Source organism: Bradyrhizobium sp. A11 (assembly GCF_042077125.1).
In the GTDB taxonomy this organism is placed as follows: Bacteria; Pseudomonadota; Alphaproteobacteria; order Rhizobiales; family Xanthobacteraceae; genus Bradyrhizobium; species Bradyrhizobium japonicum_B.
Genome location: NZ_CP149509.1, coordinates 1,284,966 through 1,306,940, shown reverse-complemented (window position 1 = coordinate 1,306,940; position 21,975 = coordinate 1,284,966). Strand labels below are relative to the sequence as shown.

19 protein-coding genes are annotated in these 21,975 nt (G+C 63.8%); 14 read left to right on the top strand and 5 right to left on the bottom strand.

Annotated features, from left to right (window positions below; genetic code table 11):
- Nucleotide 1: 1 nt before the first annotated feature.
- The 7 genes from pqqD (at nucleotide 2) to WI560_RS06000 (ending at nucleotide 8,208) form a co-directional block, all read left to right on the top strand.
- The gene (gene pqqD / locus WI560_RS06030; protein ID WP_135162725.1) at nucleotides 2-313 is read left to right on the top strand and encodes a pyrroloquinoline quinone biosynthesis peptide chaperone PqqD; all 312 of its coding nucleotides are present in this window, start codon (nucleotides 2-4) and stop codon (nucleotides 311-313) included.
- Nucleotides 310-1,491 (top strand): pyrroloquinoline quinone biosynthesis protein PqqE, encoded by a 1,182-nt coding sequence (gene pqqE / locus WI560_RS06025; RefSeq protein WP_375307265.1) that lies wholly within the window; start codon nucleotides 310-312, stop codon nucleotides 1,489-1,491. The genes pqqD and pqqE overlap by 4 nt, the downstream gene beginning before the upstream one ends.
- Nucleotides 1,481-2,479 carry a prolyl aminopeptidase gene (pip, locus tag WI560_RS06020; protein ID WP_375307264.1) on the top strand — a complete coding sequence of 333 codons (999 nt, stop codon included), beginning with the start codon at nucleotides 1,481-1,483 and terminating at the stop codon, nucleotides 2,477-2,479. Before pqqE ends, pip begins: the two co-directional genes overlap by 11 nt.
- 143 nt (nucleotides 2,480-2,622) lie before the next feature.
- Nucleotides 2,623-3,300 carry a hypothetical protein gene (locus tag WI560_RS06015; protein ID WP_375307263.1) on the top strand — a complete coding sequence of 226 codons (678 nt, stop codon included), beginning with the start codon at nucleotides 2,623-2,625 and terminating at the stop codon, nucleotides 3,298-3,300.
- 239 nt (nucleotides 3,301-3,539) lie between these two features.
- Nucleotides 3,540-5,339: an FAD-dependent oxidoreductase gene (locus tag WI560_RS06010; protein WP_375307262.1), complete on the top strand. Its 1,800-nt coding sequence runs from the start codon at nucleotides 3,540-3,542 to the stop codon at nucleotides 5,337-5,339.
- Nucleotides 5,309-7,156 (top strand): 2-oxoacid:acceptor oxidoreductase subunit alpha, encoded by a 1,848-nt coding sequence (locus WI560_RS06005; RefSeq protein ID WP_375307261.1) that lies wholly within the window; start codon nucleotides 5,309-5,311, stop codon nucleotides 7,154-7,156. The genes WI560_RS06010 and WI560_RS06005 overlap by 31 nt, the downstream gene beginning before the upstream one ends.
- Nucleotides 7,153-8,208, top strand: coding sequence for a 2-oxoacid:ferredoxin oxidoreductase subunit beta (locus tag WI560_RS06000; RefSeq protein ID WP_375307260.1), 1,056 nt, complete (start codon nucleotides 7,153-7,155; stop codon nucleotides 8,206-8,208). The genes WI560_RS06005 and WI560_RS06000 overlap by 4 nt, the downstream gene beginning before the upstream one ends.
- Here the strand turns inward: WI560_RS06000 and WI560_RS05995 are convergent, their stop codons facing one another.
- Together WI560_RS05995 and WI560_RS05990 are read right to left on the bottom strand one after the other, a co-directional pair.
- Entirely contained in the window at nucleotides 8,209-8,658 is a 450-nt protein-coding gene (locus WI560_RS05995; RefSeq protein WP_375307259.1) for a DUF4399 domain-containing protein, read from the bottom strand.
- A 17-nt stretch (nucleotides 8,659-8,675) separates the two neighbouring features.
- On the bottom strand, nucleotides 8,676-10,190 hold the full coding sequence (locus tag WI560_RS05990) for an SUMF1/EgtB/PvdO family nonheme iron enzyme (protein WP_375307258.1): 1,515 nt from the start codon (nucleotides 10,188-10,190) through the stop codon (nucleotides 8,676-8,678).
- A 332-nt stretch (nucleotides 10,191-10,522) separates the two neighbouring features.
- Between WI560_RS05990 and WI560_RS05985 the strand changes: the two genes are divergently transcribed.
- The 6 genes from WI560_RS05985 (at nucleotide 10,523) to WI560_RS05960 (ending at nucleotide 13,324) form a co-directional block, all read left to right on the top strand.
- Entirely contained in the window at nucleotides 10,523-11,143 is a 621-nt protein-coding gene (locus tag WI560_RS05985) for a hypothetical protein (RefSeq protein WP_375307257.1), read from the top strand.
- A gap of 35 nt (nucleotides 11,144-11,178) precedes the next feature.
- Nucleotides 11,179-11,628, top strand: coding sequence for a DsrE family protein (locus tag WI560_RS05980; RefSeq protein ID WP_375307256.1), 450 nt, complete (start codon nucleotides 11,179-11,181; stop codon nucleotides 11,626-11,628).
- A 245-nt stretch (nucleotides 11,629-11,873) separates the two neighbouring features.
- Nucleotides 11,874-12,197, top strand: coding sequence for a helix-turn-helix transcriptional regulator (locus WI560_RS05975; protein ID WP_126255144.1), 324 nt, complete (start codon nucleotides 11,874-11,876; stop codon nucleotides 12,195-12,197).
- Nucleotides 12,194-12,625 carry an SRPBCC domain-containing protein gene (locus WI560_RS05970; RefSeq protein ID WP_375307255.1) on the top strand — a complete coding sequence of 144 codons (432 nt, stop codon included), beginning with the start codon at nucleotides 12,194-12,196 and terminating at the stop codon, nucleotides 12,623-12,625. The genes WI560_RS05975 and WI560_RS05970 overlap by 4 nt, the downstream gene beginning before the upstream one ends.
- A 45-nt stretch (nucleotides 12,626-12,670) precedes the next feature.
- A complete protein-coding gene (locus WI560_RS05965; RefSeq protein WP_375307254.1) occupies nucleotides 12,671-12,874 on the top strand; it encodes a hypothetical protein in 204 nt (67 codons plus the stop codon).
- Between the two features lie 9 nt (nucleotides 12,875-12,883).
- Entirely contained in the window at nucleotides 12,884-13,324 is a 441-nt protein-coding gene (locus WI560_RS05960; RefSeq protein WP_375307253.1) for a DUF1801 domain-containing protein, read from the top strand.
- Between the two features lie 213 nt (nucleotides 13,325-13,537).
- Here WI560_RS05960 and WI560_RS05955 read toward each other — a convergent pair whose 3' ends face one another.
- Genes WI560_RS05955 through WI560_RS05945 form a run of 3 tightly spaced genes read right to left on the bottom strand, consistent with a single transcriptional unit; the run spans nucleotide 13,538 to nucleotide 18,324 of the window.
- A complete protein-coding gene (locus WI560_RS05955; protein WP_257176923.1) occupies nucleotides 13,538-15,076 on the bottom strand; it encodes a SpoVR family protein in 1,539 nt (512 codons plus the stop codon).
- Complete coding sequence (locus WI560_RS05950) at nucleotides 15,073-16,350, bottom strand: YeaH/YhbH family protein (protein WP_375308783.1); 1,278 nt, start codon at nucleotides 16,348-16,350, stop codon at nucleotides 15,073-15,075. Before WI560_RS05950 ends, WI560_RS05955 begins: the two co-directional genes overlap by 4 nt.
- Nucleotides 16,351-16,380: 30 nt before the next feature.
- Nucleotides 16,381-18,324: a PrkA family serine protein kinase gene (locus tag WI560_RS05945; protein ID WP_028138205.1), complete on the bottom strand. Its 1,944-nt coding sequence runs from the start codon at nucleotides 18,322-18,324 to the stop codon at nucleotides 16,381-16,383.
- Between the two features lie 794 nt (nucleotides 18,325-19,118).
- Between WI560_RS05945 and WI560_RS05940 the strand changes: the two genes are divergently transcribed.
- Complete coding sequence (locus WI560_RS05940; RefSeq protein ID WP_375307252.1) at nucleotides 19,119-21,968, top strand: bifunctional transaldolase/phosoglucose isomerase; 2,850 nt, start codon at nucleotides 19,119-19,121, stop codon at nucleotides 21,966-21,968.
- Nucleotides 21,969-21,975: the final 7 nt, after the last annotated feature.

The following is a 21,975-nucleotide window of genomic DNA, read 5'->3' as shown; positions in this document are numbered from 1 at the left end:
GATGGCCGGGCCGCGTCACATCAGCGTCAGCGAGGCAAGCCGCCCGGTGCTGCCGCGGCATGCCAAGCTGAAATATGACGAGACCCGCAAGGTCTGGGTGATCCTGGCGCCGGAGCGCGTGCTGGCGCCGGACGAGATCGCGGTCGAGGTGCTGCAGCTCTGCGACGGCAAGCGCAGCGTCGGCGATGTCTCCGATCAGCTGGCGGCGAAATACGCAGCTCCCCGCGAGGCGATCCTGGCCGACGTCATCGTCATGCTGCAGGATCTCGCCGACAAGGGCTTTCTCACCGAGATCAGGGAGAAGACGTCATGAGCGACGTGACCATCCCACCCAGCGACAGCCTGGCGGTGCTGGAGAAGCAGCGCTCGACTGCGGAGACGTTCGGCATCCCGCTCGCCGTGCTGCTCGAGATCACGCATCGCTGCCCGCTGCAATGCCCCTATTGCTCCAATCCGGTCGAGCTGGACCGCTCGGGCAAGGAGCTGACCACCGAGGAATGGAAGAAGGTCTTGAGCGAGCTCGCCGAGATCGGCGTGCTCCAGGTGCATTTCTCCGGCGGCGAGCCGACCGCGCGGAAGGATCTCGTCGAGCTGGTGAAGCATGCCAGCGATGTCGGGCTCTACACCAATCTGATCACCTCGGCCGTGCTGCTGACGCGCGAGCGTTTAAGCGAGCTTGCCGATGCCGGGCTCTGCCATGTGCAGATCTCCTTCCAGGGCATCGAGGAAGGCCTCGCCGACCGCGTCGCCGGCTACAAGGGCGGCCACCGCAAGAAGCTCGAGGTCGCCAAATGGACGCGCGAGCTCGATTTGCCGCTCACCGTGAACGCGGTGATGCACCGGCAGAATTTGCACCAGCTGCCTGACATCATCCAGATGTCGCTCGATCTCGACGCCGACCGGCTGGAGGTCGCCAACGTGCAATATTACGGCTGGGCGCTGAAGAACCGCGCCGCCTTGATGCCGACGGTGGCGCAGCTGGACGAGTGCACTGAAATCGTCGAGGCGGCGCGCGAGCGGCTGAAGGGTCGGCTGACGATCGACTATGTCGTTCCCGATTACTACGCGCTGCGGCCGAAGAAATGCATGGGCGGCTGGGGCCGGCAGTTCTTCAACATCTCGCCCGCCGGCAAGGTGCTGCCCTGTCACGCCGCCGAAAGCATCACCGGGCTCGAATTCGAGTCGGTGCGCTCCAACCATTCGATCGCCTGGATCTGGCAGAATTCCGAGGCCTTCAACCGCTATCGCGGCACCGGCTGGATGAAGGAGCCGTGCAAGTCCTGCGAGTTCCGCGAGATCGATTTCGGCGGCTGCCGTTGCCAAGCCTTTGCGCTGACCGGGGACGCCGCCAACACCGATCCCGCCTGCGCGCTGTCGCCGCTGCACGAGACCATCTTCAAGCAGGCGGAAGCCGAGGCCGAGGGCGAGACCAGCCGCTTCCTCTATCGCAATTTCGCCGGCGGCACCCTGGAATCCGAGAATGGGACCTGACGCCGACGCAGGCACAGCCGCCAAGGAAGCGGCGCGACGCGCCGATCCCTTTGCGCCGCTGACTTCTGAAATGCTCGACGTCGGCGACGGCCATGAGCTCCACGTCGAGAGCGTCGGCCGCGCCGACGGAATCCCTGCGGTCTACCTGCACGGCGGACCCGGCAGCGGCTGCCAGCCGGACCATCGCCGGCTGTTCGACCCTGATCGCTTCTGCGCCGTGCTGTTCGACCAGCGCGGCTGCGGCCGCAGCAGGCCGAAGGGCTCGCGCGCGCACAACACCACCGCGCACCTGATCGCGGACATCGAGGCGATCCGCGAAAGGTTCGGCTTTGATCGATGGATGGTGGTCGGCGGCTCCTGGGGCGCCACGCTGGCGCTGGCTTACGCCGAGGCGCATCCCGAGCGCGTCTCCGGCATTGCGCTACGCGCGACGTTCCTCGGCACGCGGGCCGAGGTCGAGACGGCCTTCACCTTGCGCCTGTCCCAGTTCTATCCTGCGCTCTACGAGGATTTCCTGAGCGTGCTGCCGCCTGACGAGCGCGAGCAACCGGTCGACGCCTATTGGCGCCGCATCCTCGATGCCGATCCGGCCGTGCACGGCCCTGCGGCGCGGGCCTGGCACGACGCCGAGCGCGCCCTATCCGAGCACAAGGCAGCCAAAACGCGGCTCGACCTCGCCTCGCTGAACGTCTGGCGCACGCTGCCGGCAACGCCGTTCATGGAGGCGCATTATTTCGTCAACAATTCCTTCATGAGCGAAGACCAGCTGTTGCGGAACGCGCATCGGCTCACCGGCATTCCCGGCGTGATCGTGCAGGGCCGCTACGATCTGCTCTGTCCGCCGCAGACCTCACAGGCCCTTGCGAAAGTATGGCCCGGTTCCGAGCTTCGCATCGTGGAAGAAGCCGGACATTCGCTCTATGATGCCGGCGTGAGGGATGCGGTGATGAAGTCGATCGCGGACCTCGCATCGAAGATCGCTCACTAGGGTCTATCTCCTCATCCTGAGGAGCGCTCGGAGAGCGCGTCGCGAAGGATGGGAGGCCCGGGTGCGACAGCGGGGCCTGCATGGTTCGAGACGGCGCTTACGCGCCTCCTCACCATGACGGTCTGGAAGCAAGGACAAGAAGAATGCCGCTCGCCGGGAAAGGCATGCTGCTGACGTCGATGAACATCGACGCAGCCGATGAAGCCGATTTCAACCGCTGGTACGATCGCGAGCATCTGGAAGAGCGCGTCGCGATCGACGGATTTCTCGAAGCGCGGCGCTATGTCGCGCATGCCGCCAACCCTAAATATCTCAGCCTGTACTCGACGGCGACGCTCGAGGTGCTCGACAGCCCCGCCTACAAGGCGCGGCTGGCGAAGCCGACCGACTGGTCGCGGCAGACCATGGCCCGCTTCAAGGACATGCTCCGCGTGGTCGCGCGGATCACCGTCAGCAACGGCACCGGGCGCGGAGCCGCGCTCGGCCTGGTGCGGCTGCGGCCAACGCCGGACAATGCCGCGGCATGGCGTGATGCGCTGCGAGAAAAACTGACGCCGGACAAGTGCGACGGCATCATCTCGATGCACCTGCTCGAAAGCGAGCCCGAATTGTCGGGTGCAACGGCAGGAATTCCGGCGACCGTCAACGAAGGCGCGCGCGACTGGTTCGTGCTGATCGACGGCACGCAAATCGGCGCGGTCTCCGCCGTCATCGCCGAGCGCTTTACCGGCCCGGCGGCGGCGCCCTTCCCGCTTCCCGTATCTGTCGGCACCTACTGCCTGATGTGGGATCTCGCGAAGAGTGATATCGCGCGCGGCTGACGCACTCGCACGCACCGCAACATGCTGCATCGCACGCATGTTGCGTGCGTCGTTAATGCTGTGCGCGCGTAGCTCCCATGAAAGCGTGGGCGCGCGCAACTTTGCCGTTGTACTTCGGAACGGTTCTAATAAGCTAACCCAATGACGTCATTCAGAAACCAGATCGAGACGCGTTAAGCGTCCGCCAGGCTCAACAAAAGAGGCCGCCGGGTCTTTGAGCCTGCGCGGACAGGGTAGGAATGAAACCAACCGATATTGCGGCCCCCGACTACTTTCACAAAGTGGTCGATTGCCAATGGGCCTGTCCTGCGCACACTCCGGTTCCCGAATACATCCGACTGATCGCCCAGGGCCGCTACAGCGACGCCTACATGATCAATTGGAAATCGAACGTGTTTCCCGGAATCCTGGGACGCACCTGCGATCGTCCCTGCGAGCCGGCGTGCCGGCGCGGGCGCGTCGAGGAAAACCCCGTCGCAATCTGCCGCCTGAAGCGCGTCGCCGCGGACTTCAAGGACGACATCAGACAGCGCCTGCCGCGGCCATCGCCGAAGAACGGCAAGCGCGTCGCGCTGGTCGGCGGCGGTCCCGCTTCGCTGACGGTGGCGCGCGATCTGGCGCCGCTCGGCTATCACTGCACCGTGTTCGATGCCGATCCCGAAGCCGGCGGCATGATGCGCACGCAGATCCCGAAATTCCGCCTGCCCAATTCCGTGATCGACGAGGAGACAGGCTACATCCTGGGCCTCGGCGTCGAGTTCAAAGGCGGCCACCGCATCGAGAGCATGAAGGCGCTGCTCGCGGAAAAATACGACGCGATCTTCGTCGGCTCCGGCGCCCCGCGCGGCCGCGAGCTCGACATCCCCGGCCGGAAGGAAGCAGCCGGCAACATCCATATCGGCATCGAATGGCTGGCTTCGGTCTCGTTCGGCCATACCGACAAGATCGGCAAGCGCGTCATCGTGCTCGGCGGCGGTAACACCGCGATGGATTGCTGCCGCACCGCGCGCCGGCTCGGCGGCGAGGACGTCAAGGTGATCGTCCGCTCCGGCTTCGAGGAGATGAAGGCCTCGCCCTGGGAGAAGGAGGATGCGCTCCACGAGGACATTCCGATCCTCAATTTCATGGTCCCCGTCGCCTTCATCCATGACAATGGCAAGCTCACCGGCATCACCTTCCAGAAGGTGAAGGCCGAGTACGACGCCAAGGGCCGCCGCAACCTCGTTCCCTCGGGCGAGCCGGACCAGACCATCGCATGCGACGACGTGCTGGTCGCGGTCGGCCAGGAGAACGCCTTCCCCTGGATCGAGCAGGATTGCGGCATCGAGTTCGACAAATGGCACATGCCCAAGGTCGACCCGAAGACCTTCGTCTCGACCAATCCAAGAGTGTTCTTCGGCGGCGACGCCGCGTTCGGGCCGAAGAACATCATCTGGGCGGTCGCGCACGGCCATGACGCCGCGCTGTCGATCCACAAGATGCTCTCGGGCGAGGACATCACCGAGCGTCCGCTGCCCGACGTGCAGGTCTCCTCGCAGAAGATGGGCATCCACGAATGGAGCTATGACAACGACATCTCCGTCGACAAGCGCTACAAGGTGCCGCATCGCGACAAGGTGATCGCGCTGAAGGACATCCGCGCCGAGGTCGAGCTCGGCTACGACGTCAAGCTCGCGCTCGGCGAAGCGCATCGCTGCCTGAACTGCGACGTGCAGACGGTGTTCTCCACTTCGCTCTGCATCGAGTGCGATGCCTGCGTCGACATCTGCCCGATGGATTGCATCACCTTCACCGCCAATGGCGAGGAAAGCGACCTGCGCCAGCGCCTGAAGGCGCCATCACTCCATCCCGACCAGGATCTCTACGTCTCCAGCGACCTCAAGACCGGGCGGGTGATGGTCAAGGACGAGGACGTCTGCCTGCATTGCGGGCTGTGCGCCGAGCGTTGTCCCACCGGCGCCTGGGACATGCAGAAATATTACATCGAGATGACCCACGCAGGTTCGACATGTCCGACAAAAAGCCGATCAGCAGCGTAAACGACTTCGTCGTCCGCTTCGCCAACGTCAACGGCTCGGGCTCAGCCAGCGCCAACGAGATGTTCGCGCGCGCGATCCTGCGCCACGGCGTTCCGGTGTCGCCACGCAACATCTTCCCCTCCAACATCCAGGGCCTGCCGACCTGGTACGAGGTGCGGGTTACGGAAGACGGCCATCTCGGCGCCCGCGGCGGCGTCGACATGATGGTGGCCATGAACCCGCAGACCTGGGACAAGGACGTCGCCGGCATCGAACCCGGCGGCTATCTGTTCTACGATTCGACCAAGCCGATGCCGTCGACCAAGTTCCGCGACGACATCACCGTGATCGGCGTGCCACTCACCGCGATCACCAACTCGACCTACACCGATCCGCGCCAGCGCCAGCTGTTCAAGAACATCATCTATCTGGGCGCGCTCTCGGCCCTGCTCGACATGGACCCGAAGCTGATCGAGCAGCTGATCGGCGAGCAGTACAAGGGCAAGGAGAAGCTGCTCTCCTCCAACGTCCACGCACTGCATCTCGGCCGCGACTGGGCGCTGCAGAACCTGAAATGCCCGATCGGGCTTCGCGTCAAGAAATCCGACAAGGTCGGCGACCGTATCTTCATCGAAGGCAACAGCGCCGCCGCGCTCGGCGCGGTCTATGGCGGCGCCACCGTGTGCGCCTGGTATCCGATCACGCCGTCCTCGTCGGTGGCCGAGGCCTTTACCGCCCATTGCAAGAAGTACCGCCACGACCCTGAAACCGGCAAGGCGAAATACGCCATCGTGCAGGGCGAGGACGAGCTGGCCTCGATCGGCATCGTGATCGGCGCGTCCTGGAACGGCGCCCGCGCCTTCACCGCGACCTCAGGTCCCGGCATCTCGCTGATGACTGAGTTCATCGGCCTTTCCTATTTTGCCGAGATCCCGGCCGTGATCATGAACATCCAGCGCGCCGGCCCCTCGACGGGCATGCCGACCCGCACCCAGCAATGCGACATCATCGCCTGCGCCTATGCTTCGCATGGCGACACCAAGCATGTGCTGCTGTTCCCGGAAGACCCAGCCGAAGCCTTTGAATTCGCGGCAGCAGCGTTTGATCTCGCCGAGCGGCTTCAGACCACGATCTTCCTGATGCTCGACCTCGACATCGGCATGAACCACCGGCTCTCACGCCCGCTGAAGTGGGACGATTCCAAGCAGTATGACCGCGGCAAGGTGATGACCGCGGAGATGCTGGATGAGGGCCGCGACTTCGGCCGCTATCTCGACGTCGACGGCGACGGCATTCCCTATCGCACCTATCCCGGCACGCACCCGACCAAGGGCTCCTATTTCACCCGCGGCACCTCGCGCGACCGCTATGCGCGCTATTCCGAGGAGGGCTCGGTCTACGCCGACAACATGCAGCGCCTGATGCGCAAGTTCGAGACCGCGCAGGACCTGGTGCCGCGGCCGCTGCAGGCCAACGCGGAACGGCCGACCAAATATGGCGTGATCTATTTCGGCTCGACTTCGCCGGCCATGGACGAGGCGATCGGCCTGTTGGAAGCGCGCGGCCATCAGCTCGACCGGCTGCGCATCCGCGCCTTCCCGTTCCATTCGAGCGTCGCAAGCTTCCTCGCCGAGCACGACTTCGTCTACGTGGTCGAGCAGAACCGCGACAGCCAGCTGCGCCAGCTCATCGTCAACGAGAACGGCATCGATCCCGTTCGCCTCGTGCCGATCGTGCACTACGACGGCACCCCGATCACCGCCCGCTTCATCGCCAAAGCCATCGGCGACCACCAGGATCACCTCAAGGTGACCCCGCTCCGCAAGGCCGTGTCATGACCTACATCGCCAAACCGAAATTCCATCATCCCGCGCTGAAGCCGAACGAGCTCGGCTACACGCGCCGCGATTACGAGGGCAAGATCTCGACGCTGTGCGCCGGCTGTGGCCATGATTCGATCACGGCCTCGATCATCGAGGCCTGCTACGAGCTTTCGATCGAGCCGCACCGGGTGGCGAAGATCTCCGGTATCGGCTGCTCCTCGAAGACGCCGGACTATTTCCTCGGCAATTCGCACGGCTTCAACTCCGTGCACGGCCGCATGCCCTCGGTGCTCACAGGCGCCAACCTCGCCAACCGCGATTTGATCTATCTCGGCGTTTCCGGCGACGGCGATTCCGCCTCGATCGGCTTCGGCCAGTTCGCCCATTCCATCCGGCGCGGCGTCAACATGACCTATATCGTCGAGAACAACGGCGTCTACGGCCTGACCAAGGGCCAGTTCTCCGCGACCGCCGATCGCGGCTCGAAGAGCAAGAAGGGCGTCACCAACACCGACAACGCCATCGACCTCGTCGCGATCGCGCTGCAGTTAGGGGCCACCTTCGTCGCGCGTTCCTTCTCCGGCGACAAGACCCAGCTGGTGCCGCTGATCGCGGCCGCGATCCGCCACAAGGGCGCCTCCTTCATCGACGTCATCAGCCCCTGCATCGCCTTCAACAACCACGCCGGCTCGACCAAGAGTTTCGATTATGTCCGCGAGCACAACGACGCGGTGAACCGGCTCGACGTGCTGGTCGGACGCGACCCGATCGCGGTCGATTACGCGCCCGGGACGGTGCAGGTGGTCGAGCAGCACGACGGCAGCAAGATCGCCCTGCGCAAGATCGACGCGGACTACGATCCGCACGACCGGCTGGGCGCCCAGACCTTCCTGGCAAGGCACGCCGCCAAGGGGCAGATCGTCACCGGGCTTCTGTATGTCGACCCCGAGGCGGAAGACCTGCACGAGCACCTCAACACGGTTGAGACGCCCCTTAACTCGCTGGAGGCGGACACGCTGTGCCCCGGCTCAGCGGTGCTGGACAAGATCAACGCCAGTCTGCGGTGATCATTTGCTCCGCGCTGAAGCCGACGACCTGACGCGGATCGTAATCTTCTCCGACACGATCGGCGGTGCAAACGGATAGTGCTTGGCGTCGCCGAGCACCAGCTGGAGCGTGTGCGTGCCCGGCGCAAGCTCAAGCATGGTTTCGGTCTGCCCTGCGCCGAAATGCAGGTGCGACTTGTCTTGCGGGATCGGCTCATTCGGATCGATAGGGTCTTTGACGTCGACCAACAGATGATGATGGCCGGCGTTCTGGTAGTCGTCGCCAGCATGCGTCACGCCCATGTTACGCAAGCCGAACCGGACCCAGAACCCACCGCGAACCTTCTGCCCGTCATGCGGCGTGATGAAATAGAGCTTGGCGTCCTTGGGCGCAGCCTTGCCCTGCGAACAGGCCGAGCCCGGTAGCAACGCGATCGCGACTACCAGCGCGACACAGGCAATGATCTTCATCAAACTTACTCCAGCACTTACGGACTGAGTGCGACACGGAATCCATGTGTGGGGTAACGGACATTGGTGTCGTAACCATCGCGGTTTGACGGCCGCACATATCTCGAATCGTTCTTCCAGGAACCCGAGCGGAGGACATGAGAGCTGCAGTCGCCGCTGCTCCATGCCGAGCCGTCACCCGGCGCGCCCTGATAGGTCTTATGCCAGCAGTCCTCGACCCACTGATCGATGCCGCCGCCCATGTCATAGAGCCCGAATGGATTGGGTTTGAAGCTGCCGACCTTGGCCGGCTGCTCGGCCGCAAGATCACCGCAATCCTTGCACCCGGCCATGCCCGGCTGGAGCTTGTCGCCCCACCAGTATTTGGTCTGCGTTCCGCCGCGCGCCGCATATTCCCATTCGGCTTCGCTCGGAAGGCGGTAAGGCTTCTTCGTCGCCTGCGCGAGCCAGGCGGCATATTGTTGCGCGTCGGCCCAGCTCACATTGCTGACGGGAGCATCGTCCTTGCCGGTGGCCGTGAATCCGCACGCCTTGGCGGCGGCGCATTCGTTCCACTCCTGCACTGTCACCGGGTATTTTCCGATCGAGAACGGCTTGATCGCGACCTGGTGGACAGGCCGTTCGGTCGGGTCGTCATTGCTTCCCATCGCGAAGCTTCCGCCGCGAATGGCGATCATCTCGGGTTCGCGGGGCGGCGTCGCCGATGGGCTGGGCGCCGGCGACGGCGAGGGCGAGGGAGGGGCAGAAGCCAATGATGGGGTGGGTTGTGGCGACTGCGTCGCTGCCTCTTGCGGCGACGCGGCCGGGGCAACGGTGGGCGTGGCGGCCTGCTCGTTGATCCTGCCGGGCTGCGCCAGCAAATACCAGAGCACGCCGGTCGCGATAATCAGCAGCGTGATGGCCAAAAGGAAGATAAGGGTATTTTCGCGCCGCCCTCGCGTGCTGCCGACCGCATCTGCATCCGGCAGCACGCGATAGACACGCACCGGGTCGGTGATGTTCTTGACTTTGCGGTCTCCGAGCGACTCATAGCCGCACACCACCTTGTGCTTGATCTGCTCGTAGATCGCGCCTGAGATATAGACCTGACCGGGCTGCGCAATGCCTTCGATACGGCTGGCGATATTGACGCCGTCGCCGTAGATATCGTCCGGCTCTACGATCACGTCGCCGAGATTGACGCCAATCCGGTATTCGAGGCGCGAATGCTTTGGAAGCGAGGCATTGCGGCCGATGAGGTTCTGCTGGATCACGATGCTGCAGCGAACGGCCTCAACAGGGCTATCGAAAATCGCGATGAAGCCATCGCCCGTCGTCTTCACCAGACTTCCATGGTGCTCGATGATGCTGGGCTGGATGATATCGCGCTCGATCCGCTTGACGCGGACATGCGTCCCCTCCTCGTCCGCTTGCATGATGCGGCTGTAGGAAGCGATGTCACCGACAATGATCGCGGCGAGACGGCGAGGCATGGAGCCGTGTGGCGGCGGCTCATCCTGATTGCCGGATTTGAAGTTGCGAATTTCGCCCATGCGGGGGACTCCACAAGCTTACAAGGCAGCCCCAGCTTACGACCGCCAAAGGCGGTCGTCTGTGAACGCTACCACATTGACGAACCGAGACAATGTCGCCGCCATCGCCGACATCGAGTTCCCGGAGAAATCAAGGAATGCACCAGTTGAACCTTCTTAATCCCATCAATGACTAAGGCCCGGCGTGAGACGACGGCCCCAAGTTCGTGCCGGGATAGTCGCAGGGGTGACCGTGCCGAAGGCTTGAACGCCGTGCGCTGGCGCCGCGACTAATGGCAGGCCTGCGCCGCCCTGCCGCGGCGGGCCATAGCCGCCAGGCGCCCGGTGCGATCATGAAGCTTGCTCTTATTGTTCCGCTTGCCCTTGCCGCATTCATCGGCGCCGCCCAGGCCGAGGAAGGCGACGACATCCGCGAGGCCGGCAAGGCTGAATCCGAGGCCTTCAATGCGCGCATGTATGCGGGCAAGCCCGGCGACAAGGCCTATGCCTGCTTCGTCCGCCGCTACGACGCCGACCATCTGGCGCGGCATCCCAAGCAGAAGGTCGCCGCGATGAAGCTGCTGATCTCGGCGGAACTGGACAAGGAGGACAAGGAGCTGCACCATTCCTTCCGCCTCGGCTTCGGGTACCGTCACCGCAGCGGCAATTTCGACTCCAGCGGCTCGTGTAACCACGCCGTGTTCACCAGGAATGGCAGCGAGGTGCGCCTCGGCTGCGGCGTCGATTGCGACGGCGGCGGCATCGGCGTTGCGCTCTCCAAGGACGACAAGGCGGCGATCGTGCGGCTCGAGCGAGTGCGCGTCTGGCAGAACAACAAGCCGGACGATGAGGCCGAACATGCGCTGGTCGGCGGCGCCGACGACAGGATCTTCCGGCTCGATCGCACCGAGACAAGTGAATGCGCTTCGCTCGTGACCGACCGCAAGGAGCTCGCCGCGCTGCGCCACAAGTGATACTGTCCGGCATCGTCGCTTTCGGGGAGGCCGCCATGAATCGCCGCAACATCTTGTGGAGCGCCGTCTCGGCACTTGGCGCCGCGTTCGGCGCCTCACGTGCGCAAGCAGCCACCGAAGCCGGCCCGGGCAACAAGCTCAAGGTGGTCTATCACCTCAGCGACGCCGAGAAGGTCAATTTCGTGCTGGGCAACATCCAGAACCATATCGACGGCGTCGGCGGCCCCGAACATGTCACGATCGCACTGGTGATCCACGGACCGGCGCTGAAGGCGTTTCATTCTGCGCAGGCCAATCCCGACATCAGCAGGCGCGTCAGTGATTTCTCCAAGGACGGCGTCGAGCTCGCCGCCTGCGGCAACACGATGAAGGCGCAGAACGTCACGCTGGCGGATCTGTTGCCCGGCTTCGTCAACCTGGAGAAGGGCGGCGTGGTCCGCATCGCCGAGCTGCAATCGCAGGGGTATCTTTATTTGCGGCCGTAGGCCGGGCTCGACGCCACATTCTCCGATATTGCGAGCGCAGCGACTTGTCCGCCGAAGCCTTGGCGAGCGCGGAAGCAATCCAGACTTTTCTCCGCGGAGACAGACTGGATTGCTTCGTCGCAAGGGCTCCTCGCAATGACGCGGAGAGGGCTGCGCCAGCCTTCGCCGCAGTCTCCCCTCGTACTTGACTTACCCATAACTCACCAGTTATAGATCAATTCATAACCTCTCAGTTATGGGTCGCCATGTCCCCTGCCCCCGATATTCTGTTCAGGACGCTCGCCGACCCTACGAGGCGGGCGATCTTCGAGCGGCTGTGCCGCGAGGGCGAGCAGACGGTCGGGGCGCTGACGGTGCGATCCGGGGTTTCGCAGCCGGCGGTCTCGAAGCATCTCGGCGCGCTGAAGCAGGCTGGCCTCGTGCGCGACCGCCATGAAGGACGCCAGACCCATTACAGCGCGCAGCCCGGCGCGCTCAATCCGCTGATCGACTGGACCAGCCAGATGTCGTCCTTCTGGCAGCGGCGGCTCGACGCGCTCGACGATCTCCTGAAGAGGATGGACCAATGACCGAAGCCTCAGGCCAGACGCGCTCCGTGGTGGTTGAGCGCGAATTTGCCTTTCCCGCCGACCGGCTCTGGCGCGCGCTGACGCAGCCGCACCTGATCGAGGAATGGCTGATGAAGAACGACTTCAAGCCGATGGTCGGCCATCGCTTCAACCTGCGCGGCGAATGGGGCGGCGTGCTGGACTGCGAGGTGCTCACCATCGAGCCGCAGAAGAGCCTCGCCTATACCTGGAATTTCTCGCATGAGGACGCCGCGTTCGACCTGAAAAGCGTCGTGACCTTCACGCTGACGCCGACCAGCGCGGGCACGCATCTGCGCGTCGAGCAGGCGGGCTTCAGCCCGACGCAGAAGCAGGCGTTCGGCGGCGCGCATGCGGGCTGGAAGCAGTTCCTGGCAAAGCTGGACGAGGTGCTGGCGCGAGGGGACTAGCTCGTCCGCCGTGTCTATTTCCAAACATTCGCAAGGGAGGATCCGATGAGCACGCAAATGTGGATTCGGCAAATTCATCGTTGGCTGTCGATGGCTTTCACGCTGGCCGTCATCGCCAACATCGTCGCGATGATCATGCAGCTCCAGGCGGTGTGGATCGGAATCCTGGCACTCGTGCCGCTGATTCCGTTGCTCGCGACCGGGCTGTATCTGTTCGCGCTGCCCTATCTCGGCCGCAGCAACGCGTGAGGCGAGATAATGAAGAAGTCCGTGACTGCAAAGAAGGTCGGCGCGACGGAAGCGAACGGGCTTTCGCCCGCCAAGCTGATCGACGGCAGGATCAATGAGCTGGGCGACTGGCGCGGGGACATGCTGAAGCGGATCCGCGCCCTGATCAAGGAAGCCGACCCTGACGTGGTGGAAGCGTGGAAATGGCGCGGCGTTCCCGTGTGGGAGCACGACGGCATCATCTGCACCGGCGAGACTTACAAGCAAGTGGTGAAGCTGACCTTTGCCAAGGGCGCGGCACTCGACGACCCCTCAGGCCTGTTCAATTCCAGCCTCGACGGCAACGTGCGGCGCGCGATCGACATTCGCGACGGCGAGACAATCAACGAGAAGGCGCTGAAGGCGCTGATCCGCGCGGCGGTGGAGCTGAATGCAAGCAAGGTGAAGAAGGCGGCGAAGCGACCGGGATAAAGGTGCCCGTTGTGCGGCCACAAACGCCTTCCTTCTCCCCTTGTGGAAGAAGGTGGCGCGAAGCGCCGGATGAGGGGTCTCTATCGACACGGGAAGATGCGGAGAGATACCCCTCACCCCACTGAGCTTGGGTCTGCCGGCGTCGCTGCCCTCTCCCGCAAGGGGCGAGGGCACATCAACGTGCATTACGCCCATTGCTCCGCATCGGTCGCCTCACGCCACCGCGGCGGGGATCGGGCGCGGGCTCACGACGTATTCGCGCAGGACCTTGTCGTTGGAATCGACCTCGATCAGCGCGACGTCGTAGGTCCAGAGATCGGCGAGGTGCTGCAGCACCCGCTTGGCATCGGTCTCGTTGAGCTGCGCGCCCTTGATGACGTGGTGATGCAGGATCAGGCGGCGATCGCCTGAGAGATCGACGTCGACCACCTCGATATTGGCGTCGATGTAGCCGACATCATGCTGCCGTGCCAGCTCACGGCGGACGCGGCGGAAGCCGCGCTCGTCGTGGATGGCGTCGACCCTGATGCCGGCACGCTCCTCGGGATCGTCGTGCAGGTGGAACATGCGGAAGTGCCGCATCAATTTGGGGCTCAGGAACTGGGCGATGAAGCTTTCGTCGCGATAGTTGGCCCAGACGTCGCGCAGCACGCCCATCACGTCGTTCTTGCCGGCGATGTCGGGGAACCATTCGCGGTCCTCGTCCTCCGGCCTGGTGACGATACGCTCGATGTCCTGCATCACGGCAAAACCGAGCGCGTAAGGGTTGAAGCCGGAGAAGCGCGGATCGTCGAACTCGGGCTGGAACACCACATTGGTGTGCGAGCCGAGGAATTCGAGGAAATTGCCGTCGGTGATGCGGCCCTGCTGGTGCAGCTGGGTCATGATGCGATAATGGACGTAGGTCGCCGTCCCCTCGTTCATCACCTTGGTCTGGCTCTGCGGATAGAAATATTGCGCGATGTGGCGGACGATGCGGAGCAGCTCGCGCTGCCACGGCGCCAGCCGCGGCGCGCTCTTCTCCAGGAAGTAGAGCAAATTCTCCTGCGGCAGGCCGAGCAGCTTGCGGCGGCGCTCGATGCTGAGCGCAGAGCGGGTCTTGCTCTTGCCGGCCGGCACGGTGCGCCAGAGGTCGTTGAAGACCTCTTCCTCGTGCTGACGGCGGCGCCCGGCCCGCTTCTCCTCGGCGCGCAGGTCGAGCTTCTTCTTGCCGGGATAGCGATCGATGCCGTGCGACATCAGCGCGTGCGCGGCGTCCAAGGTGCGTTCGACCTCGATGCGGCCGTAACGCTCCTCGCACTGCATGACGTAGTTCTTGGCGAAGTCGAGATAATCCAGGATGCCGTCGGCGTCGGTCCACTGCTTGAACAGATAATTGTTCTTGAAGAAGTGGTTGTGGCCGAAGGCGGCGTGCGCGATCACCAGGGTCTGCATCGTCGCCGTGTTCTCCTCCATCAGATAGGAGATGCAGGGCGAGGAGTTGATCACGATCTCGTAGGCGAGCCCCATCAGGCCCTTGCGATAGGACGCCTCGTGAAAGGCGAAATGCTTTCCGAACGACCAGTGCTTGTAGAACAGGGGCATGCCGACCGACGAATAGGCGTCCAGCATCTGCTCGGCGGTGATGACCTCGATCTGGTTCGGATAGACGTCGAGCCCGAGATCCTTCAGCGCCACCTCCTCGCAGGCATCGGTGATGCGCTGCAAGGTGTGGAAGTCCCAATCGGCGCCTTCGAATAATCGTTCCGTCATGGAGCAGCCTTCTCCTGGGACGTTTCGCGGCGCTGGAACAGATCGTGGAACACCGGAAAGATCTCGCTGCGCTCCGAGACCTTGCGCATCGAGAGCGGCGCGCCGCTGTTGCGCAGGCGCTCATAGAGGCTCCAGAGCGAGGAGTCGGAGAGATCGAAGGCGCTGCCGCCGGACTCCCCGACCTCGAGATAGGCAAAGAACTGGCAGACCGGCAGGATCTTGTCGGTCAGCAGCATGCCGGTGAGCTCGCCGTCGGAATAGGAATTGTCGCCGTCGGAAGCCTGCGCGGCGTAGATGTTCCAGTCCGACGGGTTGAAGCGCTCGCGCACGATCTCGTGCATGGCCTGCAGGGCGCTGGAGACCAGCGTGCCGCCCGAGGCCGGGCCGTAGAAGAAGGTCTGCTCGTCGACCTCCTCGGCGCGGTCGGTGTGGCGGATGAAGACGATCTCGACGTGCTTGTAGCGGCGCTTCAGGAACACGTAGAGCAGCATATAGAAGCGCTTGGCGAGATCCTTCATGTGCTCGGACATCGAGCCCGAGACGTCCATCAGGCAGAACATCACCGCCTGGGCCACCGGCCGCGGCACCGTCTCGAAGCGGCGGTAGCGGATGTCGAGCGGGTCGATGAAGGGAATGCGCTTGGATTTCGCCTTGAGCTTTTCGAGCTGGGCGAGCAGCACCTCACGCTCGTCCTCGTCGGTGCAGGCCGCGATCGCAGCTTCCAGCTCTTCGATCTCGTCCTTGCGCGGACGCTTGAGCGCGATGCGGCGGGCCAGCGCGAGCTTCACCGTCCGGCTCACCGAGATGTTGGCGGGCGAGCCCGACGTGGTGTAGCCGGCACGCTGGATGCCCTCGCTCTCGGTCTGGGCGATCTTGCGCTTGGCAAGATCGGGCAGCTCGAGATCGTCCAGGAAAAGATCGACGAATTCGTCGCGGGACAGCACGAAGCGGAACGCGTCCTCGCTGTCGCCCTCGCCCGGGCCGGAATCCTTGGCGCGGCCCTGGCCGGAGCGCTGGAGATAGTCGCCCTCGATGAACTTCTTGTTGCCGGGCAGCACCATGTCGCGCGTGCCGCCTTCGCGGCGGAAGCGCGGCTCGTGCATGCCGTCGAGGGGGATCGTGACCTCGCCCCCCTCCAGGACGTCCTTGATGTCGCGCTCCTGCGAGGTCTTCTTGACGGCGCCCTGCACCAGGGACTTGGCCCGACGCAAGAACCGCTGGCGGTTCTCAAGACTCTTGCCGCCTGGATTCAGGCGCCTGTCAATAATGTGAATGGGCACTTTACCATTCGCCTCCCATCCGCCTCAACCGGCCTGCTTCACGCGCATGTACCATTCGACGAGCCGGCGAACCTGACGCTCGGTGTAGCCACGCTCCACCATGCGTGCGACGAACTCGCCATGCTTCTTCTCCGTCTCGCCGTCCTTCTTCGACCCGAAGGAGATGACCGGAAGCAGGTCCTCGACTTGGGAGAATATCCGCTTTTCGATCACATCGCGAATCTTCTCGTAGGAGGTCCAGGCCGGATTCTTGCCGCCGTTCTGGGCCCGCGACCGTAACGAGAATTTGACGACCTCGTTGCGGAAGTCCTTGGGGTTGGCGATGCCCGCCGGCTTCTCGATTTTCGTCAGCTCCTGGTTCAAAAGCTCGCGATCGAGCAGCTGGCCGGTGTCGGGATCCTTGAAGTCCTGGTCCTCGATCCAGGCGTCGGCATAGTCGACGTAGCGATCGAACAGGTTCTGGCCGTAATCCGAGTAGGATTCCAGATAGGCCTTCTGGATCTCGTTGCCGATGAACTCGGCATAGCGCGGCGCCAGATCCGCCTTGATGAATTCGAGATAGCGCTTCTCGACTTCCTCCGGCAGCTGCTCCCTGCGGATCGCCTGCTCCAGCGCGTACATGAGATGCACCGCGTCGGCTGCAACCTCCTGCGGATCGTGGTTGAAGGTCGCAGCGAGGATCTTGAAGGCGAAGCGAGTGGAAACGCCGTCCATGCCCTCGTCGACGCCGGCGGCGTCGCGATATTCCTGGACGCTGCGCGCCTTCGGGTCGGATTCCTTCAGGCTCTCGCCGTCGTAGACCCGCATCTTGCCGAACAGGGTGGAATTCTCGTGCTTGCGCAGGCGCGACATCACCGAGAACCGCGCCAGCGTCTCCAGCGTCGAGGGCGCGCACGGCGCCGCGGCGAGCTCGGAGCCCTGGATCAGCTTCTCGTAGATCTTCTGCTCTTCGGTGACGCGCAGGCAGTACGGCACCTTGATCACGCAGATGCGGTCGATGAAGGCTTCGTTGTTCTTGTTCGCCTTGAAGCTCGCCCACTCGGCCTCGTTGGAGTGCGCCAGGATCACGCCGGTGAACGGAATCGCGCCGATGTTCTCGGTGCCGATGTAATTGCCTTCCTGCGTCGCGGTGAGCAGCGGGTGCAGCATCTTGATCGGCGCCTTGAACATCTCGACGAACTCCAGCACGCCCTGGTTGGCGCGGTTGAGGCCGCCGGAATAGCTGTAGGCGTCGGGATCGTTCTGGGCGTAGGTCTCGAGCTTGCGGATGTCGACCTTGCCGACCAGCGAGGAGATGTCCTGGTTGTTCTCGTCGCCGGGCTCGGTCTTGGCGATGGCGATCTGGCGCAGCCGCGACGGCTGGATCTTGGCGACCCGGAACTGGGAAATGTCGCCGCCGAAGGCTTCCAGCCGCTTGTAGCACCACGGGCTCATCAACCCGGTGAGACGCCGGCGCGGAATGCCGTATTTCTCTTCCAGCATCGGGCCGAGCTGATCGGGATCGAACAGGCTGAGCGGGCTCTCGAACACCGGCGAGAGTTCATCGCCGGCCTTGAGCACGTAGATCGGATGCACTTCCATCAGCGACTTCAGCCGCTCGGCAAGCGAAGACTTGCCGCCGCCGACCGGCCCGAGCAGGTACAGGATCTGCTTGCGCTCCTCGAGGCCCTGCGCCGCATGGCGGAAGAAACCAACGATGCGCTCGATGGTTTCTTCCATGCCGTAGAAGCCGGCGAAGGCCGGATAGGTCCGGATCGTGCGGTTCAAAAAAATACGGCCAAGGCGTGGGTCCTTGGCCGTGTCAATCGTCTGAGGTTCACCGATCGCTGCTAGCAATCGTTCGGCCGCGTTCGCGTATTTCATGGGATCGCTTCGACACGATTCCAGATATTCCGCCATCGACATGTCGTGCTGGCTTCTCGCCTCGAACGACCGAGCGAAAGCGTTGAATAGAGAATCGTTGTACATGATCCCTCTCCGCGTGAGTTCCGCTACAAGCTGAAACGAAAGCAGTTACCGGACCGTTCCTCAGGCCGTTTCGAATCAGCGTGAGCACATGACGATCATTGGACACCCGGGTGCCGACACGACGCAACGCACAACGTAGGCACTCGTTGAGTTACGAACAGGCACCTGCCCGTATTTTGTGCGAATCTCCGTCTATATTGGCTCATTTCCAGAAAATGTCACTCGGTCGCAACATCCGGGCCTTACCGGGGATGCGTTCATCCGGCGTTGCAGCATAGCGAGCCGCCAGCGGCGATCTTATGACGCTCGTAGGGCGAAGCCTTGAGCGCAGCTTTGAGAGCCGCGTTCATCTTCCTGCTGCAATGCAGTGCACAGAGTGCGCGTCGCCACGCAGCACTGTATCAAGTCGACTGCCAAGCCGTCCGACCGGATGAACGCTCCGCTCGTTCTGCGCGGGTCAAGTTGAGAATAGGGCGGAATGGCCGCTTCAAGTCGAGCGTCGGCGTCAGCGCGATCATGTCGTGCCCGCGGCGCCGTTCAGCAGAAATTTCGGTAACCGAATTCAGGGCGAACCGACGTTGCTCAACTGGCCTCGGCCGAGCTTTCGGCCGAAGACTTTTTACGCAACAGGGCTACTGCCGCCGGGATCGCCATGATCGCGACGGAGTTACACCGGAGGGTAGGACGCCTGTACCCTTGATTGGTTCCCTCCCGGGAGCATGTAAGCTAGAGGATAGCGCGTCAGGACTGGCGCGGAAACCCCTCGCCCGCAGGCTTGGAGATAAATAAGCATCATGAATCCCGTCAAAGAACTGGAAAAGCACGGACAAGCCGTCTGGCTGGACTTCCTGGCCCGTGGCTTCATCGCCAAGGGCGACCTGAAGCGGCTGATCGACACCGACGGCGTCAAGGGCGTCACCTCCAATCCCTCGATATTCGAGAAGGCGATCGGCAGCTCGGACGAATACGATGCGCCGATCGGCAAGGCGCTGAAGCGCGGCGACCGGACCGTGGCCGATTTGTTCGAGACTGTGGCGGTCGAGGACATCCAGAACGCCGCCGACGTGCTGCGCCCAGTCTATGACCGCCTCAAGGGAGGCGACGGCTATGTCAGCCTGGAAGTCTCGCCCTATCTGGCGATGGACACCGCTGGCACCGTCACAGAAGCGCGGCGGCTGTGGAAGGACGTCGGTCGCAAGAACCTGATGGTGAAGGTGCCGGCGACGCCCGAGGGCCTGCCGGCGATCGAGACGCTGATCGGCGACGGCATCAGCATCAACATCACGCTGCTGTTCTCCAGGGCGGTCTACCTCCAGGTGGCCGAAGCCTACATCGCCGGTCTGGAAAAATACGTCGCCGGCGGCGGCGACCCCGCGCATGTCGCGAGCGTGGCGAGCTTCTTCGTCAGCCGCATCGATTCCGTGGTCGACAAGCAGCTCGACGACAAGATCGCCCGCGCCAACGACCCGTCCGAGAAGGAGCGGCTCGCAGCGCTGAAGGGCAAGGTCGCGATCGCCAATGCCAAGGTCGCCTACCAGGACTACAAGCGCCTGTTCGCAGGTCCCCGCTGGGACAAGCTCGCCGCCAAGGGCGCCAAGCCGCAGCGCATGCTGTGGGCCTCGACCGGCACCAAGAACAAGGATTACAGCGACGTCCTCTATGTCGAGGAGCTGATCGGCCCGGACACCATCAACACGGTGCCGCCGGCGACGTTGGACGCGTTCCGCGACCACGGCAAGCCGCGCGACAGCCTGGAAGAGAACGTCGATGACGCCAGGCGCGTGCTGGAGGAGCTGGAGCGCTCCGGCATCTCGCTCGACGCCATCACCGAGGAGCTGGTCAAGGACGGCGTCAAGCTGTTCGCGGACGCCGCCGACAAGCTCTACGGCGCGGTCGCCCACAAGCGCGCGACCGTGCTCGCCCCCGCACTCGATCGGCAGCTTCTCTCGCTTGGCGACGGCCTCGGCAAGGCGGTGGCCAAGAGCACCGAGGAATGGCGGGCGTCCGCCAAGATCCGCAGGCTGTGGCAGCGCGACAAGTCGGTCTGGACCGGCACTGATGAGGACAAATGGCTGGGCTGGCTCGACAGCCCCGCCAAGGCCGACGTCGCCGATTACGAGGATTATGCGGGCCGCGTGAAGGGGCAGAAATTCTCCGACGCCGTCGTGCTCGGCATGGGCGGATCGAGCCTCGGCCCCGAGGTGCTGGCCGAGACCTTCGGCAAGAAGCCCGGCTTCCCGAAGCTGCATGTGCTGGATTCGACCGACCCGGCCGAGGTCCGCGCCATGGAGGCGAAGATCGACATCGCCAACACCGTGTTCATCGTCTCGAGCAAGTCCGGCGGCACCACCGAGCCGAACGCGATGAAGGATTATTTCCACGAGCAGGTTGCCAAGGCGGTGGGTGCGAAGGTGAAGACCGGCCATCGCTTCATCGCGGTGACCGATCCCGGCTCGTCGCTGGAGAAGGCGGCGAAGAAGCTGAACTATGCCCGCATCTTCCACGGCGAACCCTCGATCGGCGGCCGCTATTCGGTGCTGTCGCCGTTCGGCCTGGTGCCGGCGGCAACCGCCGGTATCGACGTCAAGACCTTCGTCAAGCATGCGCTCTCGATGGCCCGCTCCTGCGGCCCGGACGTGCCGCCGAGCGAAAACCCGGGCGTGCAGCTCGGTCTCGCCATGGGCCTCGCCGGCCTCGAGGGTCGCGACAAGGTGACGATCCTGGCCTCGAACAAGATCGCCGATTTCGGCGCCTGGGCCGAGCAGCTGATCGCGGAATCGACCGGCAAGGAAGGCAAGGGCCTGATCCCGATCGAGGGCGAGCCGCTAGGCGATCCCAGCGTCTACGGCAACGACCGCTTCTTCATCGACATCCGTGTCGAAGGCGAAGCGGACGCCGCTCACGATTCCCAGCTTGCCGCGATCGAGGCGGCAGGTCACCCCGTGGTCCGCATCGTCATGAAGTCGATCGACCATCTCGGCCAGGAGTTCTTCCGCTTCGAGATGGCAACGGCTGTGGCGGGCTCGATCCTCGGCATCAATCCGTTCGACCAGCCGGACGTGGAAGCGGCCAAGATCAAGACCCGTGAGCTCACCGCTGCGTTCGAGAAGACCGGCGCGCTGCCGGAAGAGCAGCCGGTGATCAGCACCGATGAGGCCGATCTCTACACCGACGAGGCCAACGCCACGGCGCTGCGCGCCGCCGGCGCCAATGGCGACCTCACCTCCTGGCTGAAGGCGCATCTGTCGCGATCCAGTGACGGCGACTACGTCGCGCTGCTCGGCTACATCGCGCGGGACAAGGCGACGATCGACGCGCTGCAGGCGATGCGGCTGGAGGTGCGCGAGAAGCGGCATGTTGCAACCTGCGCCGAATTCGGGCCGCGCTTCCTGCATTCGACCGGACAGGCCTACAAGGGCGGACCCGACAGCGGCGTGTTCCTCCAGATCACCGCCGACGATGCCAGGGACCTCAAGGTGCCCGGCCAGAAGGCAAGCTTCGGCGTGATCAAGGCGGCCCAGGCGCGCGGCGATTTCGACGTGCTGACCGAACGCGGAAGGCGCGCGCTGCGCGTGCACCTGAAGGCCGGGCTCAAGAAGGGCCTCGCCGCGCTCAATGCAGCGCTCAACGACGCGCTGAACTAAGGAATAT

Coding starts and splice junctions, on each gene's coding strand:
- pqqD (WP_135162725.1), top strand. CDS start 2: ATGGCCGGGCCGCGTCACATCAGCGTCAGCGAGGCAAGCCGCCCGGTG.
- pqqE (WP_375307265.1), top strand. CDS start 310: ATGAGCGACGTGACCATCCCACCCAGCGACAGCCTGGCGGTGCTGGAG.
- pip (WP_375307264.1), top strand. CDS start 1,481: ATGGGACCTGACGCCGACGCAGGCACAGCCGCCAAGGAAGCGGCGCGA.
- WI560_RS06015 (WP_375307263.1), top strand. CDS start 2,623: ATGCCGCTCGCCGGGAAAGGCATGCTGCTGACGTCGATGAACATCGAC.
- WI560_RS06010 (WP_375307262.1), top strand. CDS start 3,540: ATGAAACCAACCGATATTGCGGCCCCCGACTACTTTCACAAAGTGGTC.
- WI560_RS06005 (WP_375307261.1), top strand. CDS start 5,309: ATGTCCGACAAAAAGCCGATCAGCAGCGTAAACGACTTCGTCGTCCGC.
- WI560_RS06000 (WP_375307260.1), top strand. CDS start 7,153: ATGACCTACATCGCCAAACCGAAATTCCATCATCCCGCGCTGAAGCCG.
- WI560_RS05995 (WP_375307259.1), bottom strand. CDS start 8,658: ATGAAGATCATTGCCTGTGTCGCGCTGGTAGTCGCGATCGCGTTGCTA.
- WI560_RS05990 (WP_375307258.1), bottom strand. CDS start 10,190: ATGGGCGAAATTCGCAACTTCAAATCCGGCAATCAGGATGAGCCGCCG.
- WI560_RS05985 (WP_375307257.1), top strand. CDS start 10,523: ATGAAGCTTGCTCTTATTGTTCCGCTTGCCCTTGCCGCATTCATCGGC.
- WI560_RS05980 (WP_375307256.1), top strand. CDS start 11,179: ATGAATCGCCGCAACATCTTGTGGAGCGCCGTCTCGGCACTTGGCGCC.
- WI560_RS05975 (WP_126255144.1), top strand. CDS start 11,874: ATGTCCCCTGCCCCCGATATTCTGTTCAGGACGCTCGCCGACCCTACG.
- WI560_RS05970 (WP_375307255.1), top strand. CDS start 12,194: ATGACCGAAGCCTCAGGCCAGACGCGCTCCGTGGTGGTTGAGCGCGAA.
- WI560_RS05965 (WP_375307254.1), top strand. CDS start 12,671: ATGAGCACGCAAATGTGGATTCGGCAAATTCATCGTTGGCTGTCGATG.
- WI560_RS05960 (WP_375307253.1), top strand. CDS start 12,884: ATGAAGAAGTCCGTGACTGCAAAGAAGGTCGGCGCGACGGAAGCGAAC.
- WI560_RS05955 (WP_257176923.1), bottom strand. CDS start 15,076: ATGACGGAACGATTATTCGAAGGCGCCGATTGGGACTTCCACACCTTG.
- WI560_RS05945 (WP_028138205.1), bottom strand. CDS start 18,324: ATGTACAACGATTCTCTATTCAACGCTTTCGCTCGGTCGTTCGAGGCG.
- WI560_RS05940 (WP_375307252.1), top strand. CDS start 19,119: ATGAATCCCGTCAAAGAACTGGAAAAGCACGGACAAGCCGTCTGGCTG.